Consider the following 15,931-nt stretch of genomic DNA (forward strand, 5'->3'; position numbering starts at 1 on the left):
TTGAACCAGAATAAAAAGACACTGCCGACTTTAACGGCCGTCTCGCTTGTTTCTTTATTCAAACAGTCAATTGAATTGCGCCGTTTTCGGTCATTCAGGCGACCCCTGCACCGGTAGGGGGCGTTGCGCTTTGACAACAAGGGAGGGCTGCTTCAGAGTGGGCGCCTTCCAATAAAACATACCGTCATTCGGCCAGTGCCTGAGGGCAAAACTGTCGCCGATGCTTTTGCTTTTCGTTTGTTTTCAAGGGGTTTCCAAGCAATGAATGCAGTAATTGCCGCGGTCGGCATCATGCTGGTATTGAGCCTGTCCCGCGTGCATGTGGTCATCGCCCTGATCATCGGTGCACTGGTGGGCGGGCTGGTCGGTGGCCTGGGGATCGAAGGCACGCTCAAGGCCTTCAACGGCGGGTTGGGTGGGGGTGCCACGGTGGCCTTGTCCTACGCCTTGCTCGGCGCCTTCGCTGTAGCCATCGCCAAGTCCGGCCTGGCCCATGCCCTGGCCGACCGTGCCCTGGCGATGTTTCACGGCCAGAGCGAAGGACAGGGCGCCCGGGTCAAGTGGCTGCTGGTTGGACTGATGCTGGTGGTGGCGATCTCCTCGCAGAATATCCTGCCGATCCATATCGCCTTCATCCCCCTGCTGGTGCCGCCGCTGCTCTATGTGCTGACTCGCCTGCAGATCGACCGGCGCCTGGTGGCCTGCGTCATCACCTTCGGCCTGATCACCCCGTACATGTTCCTGCCGGTGGGCTTCGGCAACATCTTCCTCAACGAGATCCTGCTGGCCAACGTCGCCCGCAGCGGCGTGGACATCAGCGGCGTCAACGTGACCCACGCCATGGCCATACCCGCCGCCGGGATGCTTGCCGGGCTGCTGATCGCGGTGTTCTTCAGCTATCGCAAGAAGCGTGTGTATGACCTGGAGAAGATCGAGCAGGTCGAGCAGGTGGCGGTCAGCTATAACCCGCTTACCCTGGTGGTGGCAGGGTGCGCCATCGCGGCAGCGTTCATCGTCCAGCTGTGGCTGGATTCGATGATCATCGGCGCCCTGGTCGGTTTCCTGATCTTCTCGGTGTCCGGCATCGTGCGCTGGAAGGACACCGACAGCCTGTTCACCGAAGGCATGAAGATGATGGCAATGATTGGCTTCATCATGATTGCCGCCTCCGGCTTCGCCGAGGTGATGAAGGCCACGGGTGAAGTGAAGACCCTGGTGGAAGCCTCTGCGGTATGGATCGACCACAGCAAGGGCATCGGCGCGTTGCTGATGTTGCTTGTGGGCCTGCTGGTGACCATGGGCATCGGCTCGTCGTTCTCCACGGTGCCGATCCTCGCGGCGATCTTCGTGCCGCTGTGCGTGCAACTCGGTTTCGATCCGATCGCCACCGTGTGCATCGTCGGCACGGCCGGAGCGCTGGGGGATGCTGGCTCGCCTGCCTCGGACTCTACCCTGGGCCCGACCTCGGGGCTGAACGTTGATGGCCAGCATCACCATATCTGGGACACGGTGGTGCCGACCTTCATTCATTACAACCTGCCTCTGCTGGCAGCTGGGTGGGTGGCGGCGATGGTGTTGTAAGGCGCTTGTTTCCCGGATGACACAAGACCCTGTGGGAGCTGGCAAGCCAGTTCCCACAGGGACCGAGTCGACTGTTCTGTCAGCCTTTCTTCGGCGGTGGCGGCGAGATCCGGTTCAGCACCGTGTCGCCGTTCTTGTCCTGGGTCAGGTACACCGGTAGCACCTTGGGCAAGGTGCGCACCAGGCGCTTGACGTCGCCGGTGTTGTAGATGCCGCTGATGCGCACGCTGCCGGTGCTGGCGTCGGCCAGGCGCAGCGGGCTGTCGAGGTAGCGGTTGATCAGCGGCAGGGCCTGGTCGAGGGTGAGGTTGTCGATCACCAGCTTGCCGTTGCGCCAGGCCAGGCTGGAGTCGTTGGCATAAGTCTGGTTCAGCCTCGGTTCGAGATCGCCGGCCTGGTAACTGGCCTGCATACCCGGGCCGAGACGGTAGCCGCTGCCCATCTTGAAGCTCTCGCTGCTGACCAGCACCGAGCCTTCCACCAGGGTCACCTTGACCTGGTCGCGGTACTTCCAGACGTTGAACTGGGTCCCGGTCACCTGGGTCTGGCCGCTGCCGGCACGGACCACGAACGGGTGCTGGACATCATGACGGACTTTGAAGAACGCCTCGCCCTTGCTCAGGGTGACCCGGCGCTCGTCCTTGTAATGCAGGTAGCGCAGCGAGGTGCCGAGGTTCAGTTCGACCTCGCTGCCGTCGCCGAGGGTGACGGTCATGCGGTGGTCGGTGCTTTCCACCGACTGGTAATCGTTGGGCAGCCAGCCCTGGTCCCAGCCGATCCAGCCGACCAGCGGCAGGGCCAGCAAGGTGATTACCGCCGCCGAAGCATAGTGCCGCACACGTTGTGGCCGGGGCCGTTGCTTGATCGGCAACTGCAGGATCCGGGCGGGGGCAGGAGAGCGCGGCAGGTGGTCGGCGGTTACCCAGATTTCCTGCATCGCCTGGTACTCCTGGCGGTGCAGAGGGCTTGCGGTCAACCATTTTTCGAACTCGGCATGGTCTTCTTCAGTACAGTCTTCAGCGTGCAAACGCATGCACCAATGCGCGGCGGCATCGGTGATGGCATTCAACTCGTCATCGCTGGGGCTGACCTGATTCATTGAAACTCCCGGTTTTGGCCATTCTACCCTTGCGTGGCAGGGCGCAGGAACCGAGATCATGGCGAATCACTATCAGTTGTGAGATTTATTTGCAGGAAATCCCCTGCAAAATCGATTTTTTCCGCACAAACCGACCAATGGTCGTGAAAAACCGGCGAGCCCGTTGCTCGCCGGTTTTTCACGAAGGCTCAGAAGTGCTCTGGATCAAGGTTGTACAAGGTGCTACTGCCGGCCTCGATGCTCGCCTGCAAGGACAGCACCCGCGGCAACAGACGGGCGAAGAAGAACGCCGCAGTCGCCAGCTTGGCCTCGTAGTAGTCCGGCTCGTCGGCGTGATGCGCTGTTGCGGTGGCGGCCATGCGCGACCACATGTAGGCATAGGCGACATAGCCGAACAGGTGCAGATACTCCACCGACGCCGCGCCGACCGCGTTGGAATCCTGCGCCACCTGATTGCGCAACCATTGGCTGGTGCTTTCCAGGCGGCGCAGAGCATCCAGCAGGGCCAGGGCGTGAGGCGGCTCGCTTTCGCAGAAGGCGCGGATTTCTGCTGCCAGCAGGGCCAGCGATTGACCGCCGTCGGCTACCACCTTGCGGCCCAGCAGATCCAGCGCCTGGATGCCGTTGGTGCCCTCGTAGATCTGCGCGATACGCACGTCGCGCACCAGTTGTTCCTGTCCCCACTCGCGGATATAGCCGTGGCCGCCGAACACCTGCTGGCCGAGCACGCAGCTTTCCAGGCCGGTATCGGTGAAGAATGCCTTGGCCACCGGGGTCAGCAGCGCCACCAGGCGTTGCGCGGTCTCGCGCTCGGCAGCGTCCTCGGCGTACTTGGCGGTATCCAGTTGCAGGCCGACATAAGTGGCAAAGGCTCGGCCGCCTTCGTTCAGAGCCTTCATGGTCAGCAGCATGCGGCGTACATCGGCGTGGACGATGATCGGGTCGGCAACCTTGTCCCGCGCCTGCGCGCCGGTGGCCGCGCGGCTTTGCAGGCGGTCGCGGGCATAGGCCACTGCGCTCTGGTAGGACGCCTCGGCGCAACCGATGCCCTGGATGCCGATGGACAGGCGCTCGTAGTTCATCATGGTGAACATCGCCGCCAGGCCGCGGTTCGGCTCGCCGACCAGGTAGCCGACCGCGCCGTCGAAGTTCATCACGCAGGTGGCCGAAGCCTTGATGCCCATCTTGTGCTCGACCGACCCACAACTCACCGCGTTGGCCACGCCGAGGCTGCCGTCGTCATTGACCACGTGCTTGGGCACCAGGAACAGCGAGATGCCCTTGGGCCCGGCCGGCGCATCCGGCAGCTTGGCCAGCACCAGGTGGACGATGTTCTCGGTCAGGTCCTGCTCGCCGCCGGTGATGAAGATCTTGGTCCCGCTGATGGCGTAGCTGCCGTCGATCAGCGGCTCGGCCTTGCTGCGGATGATGCCCAGGTCCGTGCCGGCGTGGGGCTCGGTCAGGCACATGGTCCCGGCCCATTCGCCGCTGTACAGGCGCGGCAGGTACAGGGCGCGCAGGTCGTCGCTGGCGTGGGCGTCGATGGCCAGGCAGCAGCCGGCGCTCAGCGCCGAGTACAGGCTGAAGCTGCAGTTGGCGGCGTAGAGCATTTCCTCGAACTGCACAGCGAGCATCTTCGGCATGCCCATGCCACCGTGTTCCGGATTGCCGGCGAGGCCAACCCAGCCGCCTTCGCGGTAGGTGCGCCAGGCTTCCTTGAAACCGTCGGGCGTGGTGACCTTGCCGGCGTCGAAGCCGACGCCCTGTTCGTCACCGCTGCGGTTGAGCGGAGCAATCAGTTGGCCAGTGATCTTCGCCGCCTCTTCGAGGATGGCGTCAGCGGTCTCGCCATCGACTGCGGCGGCCAGGGCCGGCAGCCGGGCCCACTGGGCCGGGCCCTGGAACACTTCATGGAGGACGAAGCGCATGTCGCGCAGCGGGGCATTGTATTCAGGCATCGTGGTTCTCGTATAAAGGAAGAGGGGTCAGAGCGCCTTGGCCCAGTCGCGCAGCAGGTACTTCTGGATCTTGCCCGTCGAAGTCTTCGGCAATTCACGGAAGACCACGGTCTTGGGCAGCTTGAAGCCAGCCAGGTGCTCGCGACAGAAGGCGATGATTTCGGCCTCGCGGGTATCCTCGAAACCGGCCTTGAGGGTGATCCAGGCACAGGGCGTCTCGCCCCATTTCTCGTCCGGGCGGGCGACCACTGCGGCTTCCAGCACCGCCGGATGGCGGTAGAGGGTGTCTTCCACCTCGATGGTGGAGATGTTCTCGCCGCCGGAAATGATGATGTCCTTGAGCCGGTCCTTGATCTCGACATAGCCGTCCGGGTGGCACACCGCCAGGTCGCCGGTATGGAACCAGCCGCCGCGGAAGGCTTCGGCGGTGGCCTCCGGGTTCTTCAGGTAGCCCTTCATCACCGTGTTGCCGCGCATGAAGATCTCGCCCAGGGTGTTGCCGTCGCGGGCCACCGGTTCGAGGGTCTGCGGGTCGGCGACCATCAGGCCTTCGAGGGTGGCGTAGCGCACGCCTTGACGCGACTTGATCCGGGCCCGTTCCTGCAGCGGCTTTTCATCCCACTCGGCATGCCAGGCGCACACGGTCACCGGCCCGTAGACCTCGGTCAGGCCATAGACATGCGTGACCTTGATACCCATCTCCTCGACCGCACCGATCACCTTGGCCGGCGGCGCCGCGCCGGCGACCATGGCGTTGACCGGGTGGTCGATGGCCGCCTTGGCCGAGTCCGGCATGTTGATCAGCGCATTGAGCACGATCGGCGCGCCGCACAGGTGGCTGACCTGGTGCTCGCGGATCAGGGTGAGGATCTTCTGCGGATCGACCCGGCGCAGGAACACATGGGTGCCGGCCAGCGCGGTGACGGTCCAGGGGTAGCACCAGCCGTTGCAGTGAAACATCGGCAGGGTCCACAGATAGACCGGGTGGTTGCCCATGGCCCAGGTCATCTGGTTGCCCAGGGAGTTGAGGTAGGCGCCGCGGTGATGGTAGACCACGCCCTTGGGGTTGCCGGTGGTGCCGGAGGTGTAGTTCAGCGAGATCGCCTGCCACTCGTCCTCGGGCCATTGCCAGGCGAATTCCGGGTCACCCTCGGCGAGGAAGGCCTCGTAGTCCAGCTCGCTGACCGCGCAGCCTTCGCCGTACTCGGGGTCGTCGACATCCACCACCAGCGGCGGATGGGCCATGAGCTTCAGGGCCGCAGTGATGACCTTATGAAACTCGCGGTCGGTGATCAGCACCTTGGCTTCGCCGTGCTCCAGCATGAAGGCGATGGCTTCGGCGTCGAGGCGCACGTTGAGGGCATTGAGTACCGCGCCGATCATCGGCACACCGAAGTGCGCTTCGAGCATCGCCGGGATGTTCGGCAGCATCACTGCCACCGTGTCGCCCTGGCCGATGCCACGGCCGGCGAGGGCGCTGGCCAGGCGCCGGGAGCGCTGGTAGGTTTCCTGCCAGTTGCGCCGGATCGAACCGTGGATCACCGCAGGGTAGTCGCCATAGACGGCTGCGGTACGTTCGATGAAGCTCAGCGGAGTGAGGGCAACGTGATTGACAGGGGCGGGCTGCAAACCCTGGGAGAAGATAGACATACAAGCGTGGTCCTGTGCAGGAGGCAGCCCACGCCGAAGCGCCTGCTGAAACCTCCGATGGCTGATTGTTAGCTCTGATCAGGTTTCGTGGAACGGGCTCACGGTGGTGCCCGCTCCGGTGATGCATTTTTTACGCTGTTCGCCATGTTACCTGGAAGATAGACCATAGCAATATGGTACAAATACTATAAAACGCCGGAGCCATTGCTGTGACCCTGATTCCCTCGGCCTTGCTCGACAAGGACCCGCAGCCCTCTTTGCTGCTTGATGCCGGTGCCGTGCTGCGCGCGGCCAACCCGGCCATGCTTGCCGAACTCAACGGCTGGCCGCCGCAAAGCCTGGCGCTCCTGCTGCCGGCCAACCATGCCGCGCTGGTCAGCGCCTGCCTCGGCCAGCAGCGGGCGATCAGCGATGTCGAGAGCCAGGCCGGCGAGCGCATCCTGCTCTGGACCTTCATTCCTGCGGGCGAGGGCCAGGTCATCGCTCGCTGCCGCGACGCCACCCGTGAACGCCGTGCCGAGCGCGAGGCGGCCCAGGCCCGACGCCTGTACCGGCTGATCACCGAGAACACCACCGACCTGATTTCCCGGCACACCCCGGATGGTTGCTTCCTCGATGCATCGCCAGCGTCCTACCGCCTGCTCGGCTACTGGCCTGAGGAGCTGCGCGGCGTCGCGGTGCAGTCGTTGCTGCATCCCCATGATTGCCGGCAGTACCTGGCCCAGGCCTCGGCGGCGCTGGAGCGTGACGGCTACCAGACCATGACTTGCCGGGTCCGCCACCGCGATGGTCGTGATCTCTGGTTCGAGATCGCCAGCCGCGCCATCCGCGAGACCTACACCGGCGCGGTGGTGGAGATCGTCAGCGTGTCGCGGGACATCAGCGTGCGCATCGAGGCCCAGGAAAACCGTCGGCGCCTGGCCGAAGTGGTGGAGGCCAACACCGACCTGGTGCTGTTCACCGACCCGGAAGGGCGCCTGACCTACCTCAATCGCTCGGCCCGGCGTGCCTTGGGCCTGACCGAGGTCGAAGTGGTGCCGCCGTTGCGTGAACTGCTCGACGGCGAGGCCCAGCAGCGCCTCGACGACGAAGGCTGGCTGTGTGCCGAGCACGACGGCGTCTGGCAGTGCGAGGCGCGTCTGGCGCCGTACGATGGTGGTGCGGCGTTTCCGGTATCGCTGGTGCTGCTGGCGCACCGTGCCGCCGGTGGCGAGCGCTACTACTCGCTGGTGGCCCGTGACATGACCGAGCGCGAGCTGCGCGAGACCCAGCAACGCCGCCACCAGGATGAACTGGCCCACACCGCGCGCCTGGTGACCCTGGGCGAGTTGGCCTCGGGCATCGCCCACGAGATCAACCAGCCGCTGGCCGCCGTGCTCAACTATGCCGCCGCCAGCCAGCGTTACCTGCATGCGATGGCGCGCGATCCGCAAGCTGCCGACCGGGTTGCCCAAGGCTTGCAGCGAATCAGCGAGCAGGCGACCCACGCCGCCGAGGTGATCAAGCGTCTGCGTGCCTTCCTGCGCAAGGAGCCGCGACGCCTGCAAGCCCTGTCCGTCGCCGTGGTGGCGCGGGAAGCGGTGCGCTTGTGCGCCTGGGAAGCCAGCCAGGCGCAGGTGACGATCGAGCAGCGAATGGCGGACAATCTGCCGCCGGTCTACGCCGACCGGGTGTTGCTGGAACAGGTCCTGCTCAACCTGCTGCGCAATGCCATCGACGCCAACCGTGAGCGCCAGCCCGGGCAGCCGTCGCGGGTACTGCTGTGTGGCGAGCAGGAAGGCGGGCGCTTGCTGGTGCGGGTGATCGACCAGGGGCCGGGGGTGGCGCCGGAGCAACTGGATGGCATCTTCACCCCGTTCACCACCAGCAAGCCGGAAGGGCTGGGGCTTGGCCTGAGCATGAGCCGCAGCATCGTCGAAGGTTTCGGCGGCACCCTCACGGCCAGTCCGGGAGAGGGCGGGGGATTGATTCTGAACTGCCGGCTGGCGCCGGCGGCGAGTGTTTGAACAAGGGGATTTGAATGCAGGATCCGAAGGTCTATGTGGTCGATGACGACCAGGGCATGCTCGACTCTACGGTCTGGCTGCTGGAATCGGTGGGCCTGGAGGCATTGCCCTTCACCAGTGGCCAGGCGTTTCTCGATGCCTGCGACGGCGACCTGCCGGCCTGCGTCCTGCTCGATGTGCGCATGCCCGGCATGGGCGGGCTGAGCGTCCAGGAAGCGCTGCGGGCGCGGGGTATCGACTTGCCGGTGATCTTCGTCAGTGGCCATGCCGACGTGCCGATAGTGGTGCGCGCGTTCAAGGCCGGGGCCTGTGATTTCATCGAGAAACCGTACAACGACCAGATGCTTCTGGACAGTGTGCAGGAGGCGTTGGGGCGTTCGTCGAAGGTCCAGGTCGGCAGCCGCCAGCGCGATGCGGTACAGGCGCGGATCGACAGCCTGACCCCGCGCGAGCGCGATGTGTTCGTGCCGTTGGTGCGGGGTTATACCAACCGGGAGATTGCCGAGCAGCTGGAAGTCAGCGTGAAGACGGTGGACCTTTACCGGTCGCGGGTGATGAAGCGGATGCAGGCCGAGCATTTGCCGGAACTGGTGGGGATGGCGATCGGGTGTGGGGTGGTGGATCCGTTGCAGCTGCGCTGAGTTCCGAGAGCCCTATCGCTGGCTTGCCAGCGATGAGGCCCTCAAGGGCAATGAAGATTCAGGACCTGCGCCCCAGCAACAACCCGATCACCAGCCCGAGCCCCGCCGAAATCGCCACCGTCTGCCATGGATGTCCACCAATGTAGCTCTCGGTGGCATCCACCACCGGGCGAGCCTTTTCACGCACGCTGCCCACGGCATGACTGGCCTGCTTCAGCTTCAGGCGTAGCTGCTCGCGCAGGGTCTCGGCGTCTTCGCCAATCAGCGCGGCGCTGTCGTTGAGCAGCTTCTCCGACTCTTCGATCAACGCCTGCAACTCGCTGAACGCCTGGTCCTTGATCTGCTCGCTGTCGCTGTGATGCGTGGTTTTCCTGGCCATCAATGCTTCCTCGGATGAAATGATCGTTCGTCCTGAATGGGATGCCCGCCGGTACGGAAAGTTGCAGTGGTTTGCCGGGCATCGGCGGCTACAGTGTAAGATAGCGCCCATTTTCACGTGGCAGGAATTACCCCATGAGTTTCAATCTGGCCAACAAGAGCTTCGCCGAACGGGCCGAGATCGAAGACGAGAAGGCCCGGCTGTTCGAGCTGTGGCAGACCAACCTGGCCAAGGCCAAGGGCGAGGCTGCCCGGCTGATCGGCGAGAAGCCGCGGCGCAAGGGCAAGTGGGCGGAATGGGTGCGCGCCGAACTCGATGGCATGGCGCCGCCGGAGTACGCCAGCATGGTGCGTGGCGAAGTCAACAAGCTGATGGCCGCGGCCAGCGCCAGCAAGGCCTGAGCCTCAGCGCGGCAATTCGAAGGTGCCGCGGTCACGGAAGCGCACGCTGCCGAAGGCACCGCCGGCCAGCTTGCCGTAGACCTCGTAGGGCATGCCGTCGAGGCTGCCCATCCGGCTCAGGCCCAGGGCTTGGCGCATGACCGAAAACGCCGTGATGCTCACCGGCACCACCAGCACCTCCTCGCTGAACCGCTCGATACGCCCATGCTGGTTGCTGACCCCGGCGGCCAGCGGCTGGCCATTCACTTCCAGGTTCAGCGCCAGGCCGTTGTAGTCGATCGGCGTTTCGTTGGGGTTCTGCACCCGCAGTTTCACCGCCATGCGCACTTCCAGATCCTGCCCGGGCAGCGGGTCGATGCCGATCACATTGATGGTCACGGGGTCGCGCCCCTGGAACAGCGCGCAGGACGACAGGGTCAGGACCAGCAGCAGGCCGGTGGCATTGCGCAACAAGCGGGAAAGGCGGGCGGGCATCGAGGTTTCTCCGGGAAAGCGGTGCCCTTGAGTGTGGCAAATGCATAGCGACGTTGAAAGTCGCACTCAAATTGAAAGATACTCCTTCTCATTCACGTTATCTTTCACCGGCGATCCTATCCCTCATGCTGACATCTCCCGTGTCCGGGCTGCTGGCCAGTTTCCAGGAACATTACGATGACCTGCTGCAGTTCCTGACCCGGCGCATGAACGATCGCCAGCGGGCGGCGGACGTCGCCCAGGAAACCTACCTCAAGCTGGTGAAGATCGACGAACAGGACGTGCCGGTGCTACACGCGCGCAGTTTCATCTTCCGCGTCGCCGGTAACCTGGCCATCGATACCTTGCGTCGCGATCAGCGTCAGGAGAGCAACCTTGGCGACAGCGATGCGGCGGTGCAGGTGGTCTGCCCGGCGCCGGCGCCCGAGGCGACGCTGCTGGCCCGCGAGCGCCTGGCGATTCTCGACGAAGCCCTCCTGCAACTGTCCGACAACGCGCGGCAGGCCTTGCTCCTCAACCGTGTCGAAGGCCTGACCCAGGCGCAGATCGCACAACGGCTGGGCGTTTCCGAGAGCATGGTGGCAAAATACATCGGCCAGGCCCTGCGCCATTGCCGCGACTGGCTCAAGCACAACCATGATTGAAGCCCGCATGTCCGAACCCTTGCCCTTTACCGACTTGTCCGACGATGCCCTCGACTGGCAGGTCCTGCTGCATTCGGGCACTGCCACGGCCGCCGATCGCGCCCGCTACCAGCGCTGGCGCGGGCTCAGCGCCGAGCACCTGGCCGCCGCCGAGGACGCGGAGGCGCTGTGGGGCGATATCGGTCAGACCGAGGCGGCCGCGCAACTGCCGGCGGCACCCCGGCGCCGCCGCCACTGGGGTTCGGCCATCGCTGCCTCGCTGGTGCTGGCGCTGGTCGGTTATGGCGGCTGGCTGCAGGCGCCGGCATTGCTGGCTGACTACCACACCAGCACCGGCGAGCGGCGTACCGTCACCCTGGAGGATGGCTCGCGGGTCACCCTCAACAGTGCCAGTGCGTTTTCCGTGAACTACAGCAACGAGCGCCGCACGGTTTCCCTGCGCGAGGGCGAGGCGCTGTTCGAACCCGCGGCTGACCCACGTCCTTTTGTGGTCGACAGCGGCGGCGAGGCAGTGCAGGGCAGTGGCGCGGTGTTCAGCGTGCGTCGCCAGGGCAGCACCACGGCGGTGGTGGTGACCCAGGGGGAAGCACGCGTTGGCCAGCGCCTGGTCCAGGCCAGCCCCGACGCTCAGGCACAGACCGCCTGGCAACGCGGCAAGCTGATCTTCAATGGTCGTCCGCTGCGGGAAGTGATCGCCGAGCTGGAGCGCTACCAGCACGGCCGCATCCTGATTTCCGACAGCCGGCTGGGGGCGATGGAGGTCAGCGGCGTGTTCGACCTCAACGATCCCCACGGTCTGCTGCGCACCCTGGAACAGCGCTATGCGCTGAAGGTCACCTACCTGCCGTGGCTGGCTGTGCTCTACTGATTCTTCACCCACAGGGTTCGGGCCGGCAAATTCCGGCGCATGAAAAAAAATTTGCAACCGCACTGCAAGTTCTTCGCAGCCCAATCGTCGTAGTAAGACTGATCAGCAAGCCATTCTCATTTACGTCATTTGTTCTGGAAGAAAACAGTGAAAGGTCCGTCCACGTCCTCAGCACGTTCCACCCGTTCCTTCAAGCGTGCCCTGCTGGCCTCCTCGGTGGCTGCCAGCTTGCTCGGCGCCGTCGTCGTGCACGCTGCCGATGCTGCCAGTCCCGCGCAAATCAGCGCCTCCCAGGCCCGCCAGGTCAGCCTCGACCTGCCGCCGCAGAGCCTCGACCAGACCCTCACCCAATTCGCCGACCAGGCCGACCTGCACCTGCTGTTCACCACCCGCGACGTGGCCGGCCTGAGCAGCCCGGGCCTGCGCGGCAGCTACAGCATCGAGCAGGCGCTGCAGCAACTGCTGGCCGGCAGCGGCATGAGCTGGCAGTTCAGCGATGCGCGCACGGTGATCCTGCGCAAGGGCGAGCCCCAGGCCGCCGTGGCCCTCAAGCCCATCGAGGTCAGCGTCGCCTCGCGTACCAGCACCTCGATCAGCGAGATTCCCGGCACCGTCTGGGTGGTCGAACAGGAGCAACTGAAAGAGCAGATCAGCAGCGGCGTCAGCCTCAAGGAGGCCATCGGCAAGCTGGTCCCGGGCCTCGACCTGGCGCCGGAAGGGCGTACCAACTACGGCCAGAACATGCGCGGGCGCAACGTCCTGGTGATGATCGACGGGGTCAGCCAGAACAGCTCCCGCGGTCTGTCCCGACAGTTCGACAGCATCTCGCCGTTCAACGTGCAGCGTGTCGAAGTGCTCTCCGGGGCCAGCGCCATCTACGGCGGCGGCGCCACCGGCGGCATCATCAACATCGTGACCAAGAAGGGCGAGCCGGGCCCTGCCCGCTTCGAAACCCAGCTTGGCGCCAGCAGCGGCTTCAACAACAGCGACGACCTGTCCACCCGCATCGCCCAGTCGGTGAGCGGCGGCAACGAGCGTATCAATGCCCGCCTGGGCGTTTCCGCCGAGCAGAACGAAGCCTTCTACGACGGCGCCGGCGAGCAGATCTTCATCGACAACACCCAGACCGACCTGCAGTACAACCGCACCATCGACGTGATGGGCAGCCTGGGCATGCAGTTCACCGATGAGCAGAGCCTCGACCTGCTGGCCCAGTACTACGACTCGGGCAACCACGGCAGCACCGGCATCTACTTTCCGCACCTGAACTACAATGCGCCGTCCGATCTGGAAGACGCCGAGCTGCGCAGCGGTCTGTCCACCGACCTGGAGCCGCGCACCCGGCGCCTGCTGCTGAACGCCAACTACCATCATGCCGATGTGCTGGGGCAGGATTTCTACCTGCAGGCCTCGTACCGCAAGGAAGACGACAACTTCTATCCGTTTCCCTACTACAACACTGGCAAGCCGACCGGCTCCAAGGGCGTGTATTTCGCCGCTTCGCAGCAGAACTTCGAGGTCTCCAGCCTCAAGGCGCTGTTCGCCAGGCAATGGGACACGCTCAAGCTGACCTATGGCGTCGACCTCGACCGTGAGCGTTTCAACGCCGAGCAGACCACCTTCGATGCGCGTACCTCGTCCGGCAGCGGCGGCCTCGACCTGGATGCGGCCAGCAAAGCGCCGCGTTATCCCAGCTACCGCGTCGACGGCCTGTCCGCCTATGCCCAGATGGACTGGCACCTCACCGACAACCTGACCGTTTCCGGCGGTGCCCGGCGCCAGCAGATGGACGTGGATGTCGGTAACTTCAAGGGCATTCCCGGTGGCAAGAATGACTACGAGGTCAACCTGTACAACCTCGGCGCCATCTACGACTTCAAGAACGGCCACCAGGTCTGGACCAACTACGGAGAGGGCTTCGACCTGCCGGACCCGGCCAAGTACTACGGCAAGGCCGGCCTGAGCGTCGACGACAACCCGCTGGCCGGGATCAAGAGTCGCCAGGTGGAAATGGGCTGGCGCTACGCCGACCTGGACTGGGACGCGCAGGCGGCGGTGTACTACATCTGGTCGGACAAGGTCATCACCACCGACTCGGCGACCCTGACCATCAACGTCGAGGACAAGAAGAGCCGCGACTTCGGCTTCGAAGGCGCACTGACCCGCCACTTCCAGAATGGCTGGGAAGCCGGCACCACCCTGCACCTGGTGCGCTCGGAGGAGCAAGATACCGATGGCGACTGGATCAAGCGCGACGCCCGCTACGCCTCGCTGTCCAAGTCCACCGCCTTCGTCGGCTGGAAGGATGACGGCCGCAGTGCGCGCCTGCAGGCCAACCATGCCTTCACCCTCAAGGACGACGCCGACCACAAGATCTCCGGCTATACCACCTTTGACCTGCTGGGCAGCCAGGAGACCGGCTTCGGCACCTTCAGCGCCGGTATCCAGAACCTGCTGGACAAGCAGTACAGCACCGTCTGGGGCCAGCGCGCGACGCTGTTCTACTCGCCGACCTACGGCCCGGCCTACCTGTACGACTACCAGGGCCGCGGGCGCACCTACACCCTGACCTGGTCGCTGGCCTATTGAGGCCCGGGGAAATCCTGTCCCTGTAACAAAATGAATCACCTGCGTCCTCCCTGACGCTTTCTGTCCGAACCTCTCGCGCCGTAGGCTATCCAACCGTTGGAGATGCCTACTGTGCGGGAGGTGACCATGTCGCAACGCATCCTGCCGATCCTGATCGGTGCCACCCTCGTCGTGCTTGCCGGTTCGGCCTTGGCCGTGGACGACAGTAATCCGCGCAACAGCCCGATCCGCGACATCAATCCCAACAGCCAGCAGGGCACGGTCCCTGATACACCGCCGGTGCGCGGTCCCTCCACGCAACCCAATCCGCGTCCGCCGACCCTGGAAAACCGTGGCATCGGCAACGGCGACAACCTGCGCCGCGAACAGCAGACGCCGCGCCTGGAACCCATCCGTCCACCCCGCGATTCACAGCGCGCGCCGTGATCGCCCCGCAGACAAGGAACCCCGCATGACTTCACGCTCCTGGCTCATTGCCCTCGGTACCGCCGCACTCCTGCCCTTGGTCGCCCAGGCCGCGCCGGAGCAGACCTTTCCCAGCGAGGAAGGCACGCTCAAGGTGGCGACCCTGGCCGAAGGCCTGAAACACCCGTGGGCCCTGGCTTTTCTCCCGGACAACCAGGGCATCCTGGTCACCGAGCGCCAGGGCAACCTGCGGGTCATCGGCGCGGAAGGCCGGGTCGGCGCGCCGCTTAGCGGGGTGCCGGAGGTCTGGGCCAAGGGGCAGGGCGGTTTGCTCGACGTGGTGCTGTCGCCGACCTTCAAGAAAGACCGCCTGGTTTATCTGTCCTACGCCGAGGGTGGTGGTGAGGGTGACAAGGCCGGCACGGCGGTGGGACGCGGGCGCCTGTCCAGCGACCTGACCCGGCTGGAGGACTTCAACGTGATCTTCCGCCAGGAGCCCAAGCTGTCCACCGGCAACCACTTCGGCTCGCGCCTGGTGTTCGACCGCGATGGCTATCTGTTCATCGCCCTCGGCGAAAACAACCAGCGCCCCACAGCCCAGGACCTCGACAAGTTGCAGGGCAAGGTGGTGCGCATCCTCCCTGATGGCGAGATTCCCAAGGACAACCCTTTCGTCGGGCAGAAGAACGTGCAGCCGGCGATCTGGTCCTACGGCCACCGTAACCAGCAGGGCGCGGCGCTGAATCCGTGGACCGGGCAATTGTGGACCCACGAGCACGGCCCGCGCGGTGGCGACGAGATCAATATCCCCAAGCCCGGCAAGAACTACGGCTGGCCGCTGGCGACCCACGGCATCAACTACTCGCTGACGCCGATTCCCGAGGCCAAGGGCAAGGACGTCGAGGGTACCGTGGCGCCGCATCATGTCTGGGAGAAATCGCCGGCCATCAGCGGCATGGCGTTCTATGACGGCGGGCGCTTCAAGCCGTGGGACCACAACCTGTTCATCGGCGCATTGGCAGCGCAGGAAGTGATCCGCCTGGAGCTGGATGGCGACAAGATCGTGCATGAAGAGCGCATGCTCGGGCAGTTGAATGCGAGGGTGCGGGATGTGCGGGTGGGGCCGGATGGGTATCTTTATCTGCTGACCGATGAAGAGGATGGGCAACTGTTGAAGGTCGGGTTGGCGGAATAGATTCTATGGTGCTCTCTTGGGCCTCATCGCCGGCAACGCCG

Annotated in this window: 13 protein-coding genes and 1 pseudogene; 9 read left to right on the top strand and 5 right to left on the bottom strand. The window is 64.7% G+C overall.

Features of this window, described 5'->3' with window-relative positions; genetic code table 11:
- Positions 1–261 precede the first annotated feature (261 nt).
- Positions 262–1,581 (top strand): Na+/H+ antiporter NhaC family protein, encoded by a 1,320-nt coding sequence (locus tag AC5QPF_RS11380; protein ID WP_494963302.1) that lies wholly within the window; start codon positions 262–264, stop codon positions 1,579–1,581.
- A 79-nt stretch (positions 1,582–1,660) separates the two neighbouring features.
- Here AC5QPF_RS11380 and AC5QPF_RS11385 read toward each other — a convergent pair whose 3' ends face one another.
- The 3 genes from AC5QPF_RS11385 to AC5QPF_RS11395 all read right to left on the bottom strand — a co-directional run bounded on the left by AC5QPF_RS11385 (position 1,661) and on the right by AC5QPF_RS11395 (position 6,288).
- Positions 1,661–2,680 carry a FecR domain-containing protein gene (locus AC5QPF_RS11385; RefSeq protein WP_494963303.1) on the bottom strand — a complete coding sequence of 340 codons (1,020 nt, stop codon included), beginning with the start codon at positions 2,678–2,680 and terminating at the stop codon, positions 1,661–1,663.
- Between the two features lie 188 nt (positions 2,681–2,868).
- Positions 2,869–4,638 (bottom strand): acyl-CoA dehydrogenase C-terminal domain-containing protein, encoded by a 1,770-nt coding sequence (locus AC5QPF_RS11390; RefSeq protein ID WP_494963304.1) that lies wholly within the window; start codon positions 4,636–4,638, stop codon positions 2,869–2,871.
- 27 nt (positions 4,639–4,665) lie between these two features.
- Complete coding sequence (locus AC5QPF_RS11395; RefSeq protein WP_494963305.1) at positions 4,666–6,288, bottom strand: AMP-binding protein; 1,623 nt, start codon at positions 6,286–6,288, stop codon at positions 4,666–4,668.
- A 209-nt stretch (positions 6,289–6,497) separates the two neighbouring features.
- Between AC5QPF_RS11395 and AC5QPF_RS11400 the strand changes: the two genes are divergently transcribed.
- On the top strand, positions 6,498–8,294 hold the full coding sequence (locus AC5QPF_RS11400; protein ID WP_494963306.1) for a PAS domain S-box protein: 1,797 nt from the start codon (positions 6,498–6,500) through the stop codon (positions 8,292–8,294).
- Between the two features lie 14 nt (positions 8,295–8,308).
- Entirely contained in the window at positions 8,309–8,935 is a 627-nt protein-coding gene (locus AC5QPF_RS11405; RefSeq protein WP_494963307.1) for a response regulator, read from the top strand.
- Positions 8,936–8,993: 58 nt separating this feature from the next.
- Here the strand turns inward: AC5QPF_RS11405 and AC5QPF_RS11410 are convergent, their stop codons facing one another.
- Positions 8,994–9,314 (bottom strand): DUF883 family protein, encoded by a 321-nt coding sequence (locus tag AC5QPF_RS11410; protein ID WP_494963308.1) that lies wholly within the window; start codon positions 9,312–9,314, stop codon positions 8,994–8,996.
- A gap of 134 nt (positions 9,315–9,448) precedes the next feature.
- On the opposite strand from AC5QPF_RS11410, the gene AC5QPF_RS11415 reads away from it, so the two are divergent.
- Positions 9,449–9,715, top strand: coding sequence for a hypothetical protein (locus AC5QPF_RS11415; protein WP_494963309.1), 267 nt, complete (start codon positions 9,449–9,451; stop codon positions 9,713–9,715).
- A gap of 3 nt (positions 9,716–9,718) precedes the next feature.
- On the opposite strand, the gene AC5QPF_RS11420 is transcribed toward AC5QPF_RS11415, so the two are convergent.
- Positions 9,719–10,189 (bottom strand): LEA type 2 family protein, encoded by a 471-nt coding sequence (locus tag AC5QPF_RS11420; protein ID WP_494963310.1) that lies wholly within the window; start codon positions 10,187–10,189, stop codon positions 9,719–9,721.
- Positions 10,190–10,314: 125 nt separating this feature from the next.
- Here AC5QPF_RS11420 and AC5QPF_RS11425 point away from each other — a divergent pair.
- From AC5QPF_RS11425 to AC5QPF_RS11445, 5 genes and pseudogenes are all read left to right on the top strand, one after another.
- Positions 10,315–10,821 (top strand): annotated as a pseudogene (locus AC5QPF_RS11425) (RNA polymerase sigma factor); the annotation flags it as partial.
- A gap of 4 nt (positions 10,822–10,825) precedes the next feature.
- Positions 10,826–11,701 (top strand): FecR domain-containing protein, encoded by an 876-nt coding sequence (locus tag AC5QPF_RS11430; protein WP_494963311.1) that lies wholly within the window; start codon positions 10,826–10,828, stop codon positions 11,699–11,701.
- Positions 11,702–11,848: 147 nt separating this feature from the next.
- The gene (locus tag AC5QPF_RS11435; RefSeq protein ID WP_494963312.1) at positions 11,849–14,290 is read left to right on the top strand and encodes a TonB-dependent siderophore receptor; all 2,442 of its coding nucleotides are present in this window, start codon (positions 11,849–11,851) and stop codon (positions 14,288–14,290) included.
- Positions 14,291–14,416: 126 nt separating this feature from the next.
- Positions 14,417–14,716 carry a hypothetical protein gene (locus tag AC5QPF_RS11440; RefSeq protein WP_494963313.1) on the top strand — a complete coding sequence of 100 codons (300 nt, stop codon included), beginning with the start codon at positions 14,417–14,419 and terminating at the stop codon, positions 14,714–14,716.
- Positions 14,717–14,741: 25 nt separating this feature from the next.
- Entirely contained in the window at positions 14,742–15,890 is a 1,149-nt protein-coding gene (locus AC5QPF_RS11445; RefSeq protein WP_494963314.1) for a PQQ-dependent sugar dehydrogenase, read from the top strand.
- Positions 15,891–15,931: the final 41 nt, after the last annotated feature.

The organism is Pseudomonas sp. Con_6 (assembly GCF_059379395.1).

Bases quoted from the DNA above. Each gene is read 5' to 3' on its own strand.
- AC5QPF_RS11380 (WP_494963302.1), top strand. From the start codon at position 262: ATGAATGCAGTAATTGCCGCGGTCGGCATCATGCTGGTATTGAGCCTG.
- AC5QPF_RS11385 (WP_494963303.1), bottom strand. From the start codon at position 2,680: ATGAATCAGGTCAGCCCCAGCGATGACGAGTTGAATGCCATCACCGAT.
- AC5QPF_RS11390 (WP_494963304.1), bottom strand. From the start codon at position 4,638: ATGCCTGAATACAATGCCCCGCTGCGCGACATGCGCTTCGTCCTCCAT.
- AC5QPF_RS11395 (WP_494963305.1), bottom strand. From the start codon at position 6,288: ATGTCTATCTTCTCCCAGGGTTTGCAGCCCGCCCCTGTCAATCACGTT.
- AC5QPF_RS11405 (WP_494963307.1), top strand. From the start codon at position 8,309: ATGCAGGATCCGAAGGTCTATGTGGTCGATGACGACCAGGGCATGCTC.
- AC5QPF_RS11410 (WP_494963308.1), bottom strand. From the start codon at position 9,314: ATGGCCAGGAAAACCACGCATCACAGCGACAGCGAGCAGATCAAGGAC.
- AC5QPF_RS11415 (WP_494963309.1), top strand. From the start codon at position 9,449: ATGAGTTTCAATCTGGCCAACAAGAGCTTCGCCGAACGGGCCGAGATC.
- AC5QPF_RS11420 (WP_494963310.1), bottom strand. From the start codon at position 10,189: ATGCCCGCCCGCCTTTCCCGCTTGTTGCGCAATGCCACCGGCCTGCTG.
- AC5QPF_RS11430 (WP_494963311.1), top strand. From the start codon at position 10,826: ATGATTGAAGCCCGCATGTCCGAACCCTTGCCCTTTACCGACTTGTCC.
- AC5QPF_RS11440 (WP_494963313.1), top strand. From the start codon at position 14,417: ATGTCGCAACGCATCCTGCCGATCCTGATCGGTGCCACCCTCGTCGTG.
- AC5QPF_RS11445 (WP_494963314.1), top strand. From the start codon at position 14,742: ATGACTTCACGCTCCTGGCTCATTGCCCTCGGTACCGCCGCACTCCTG.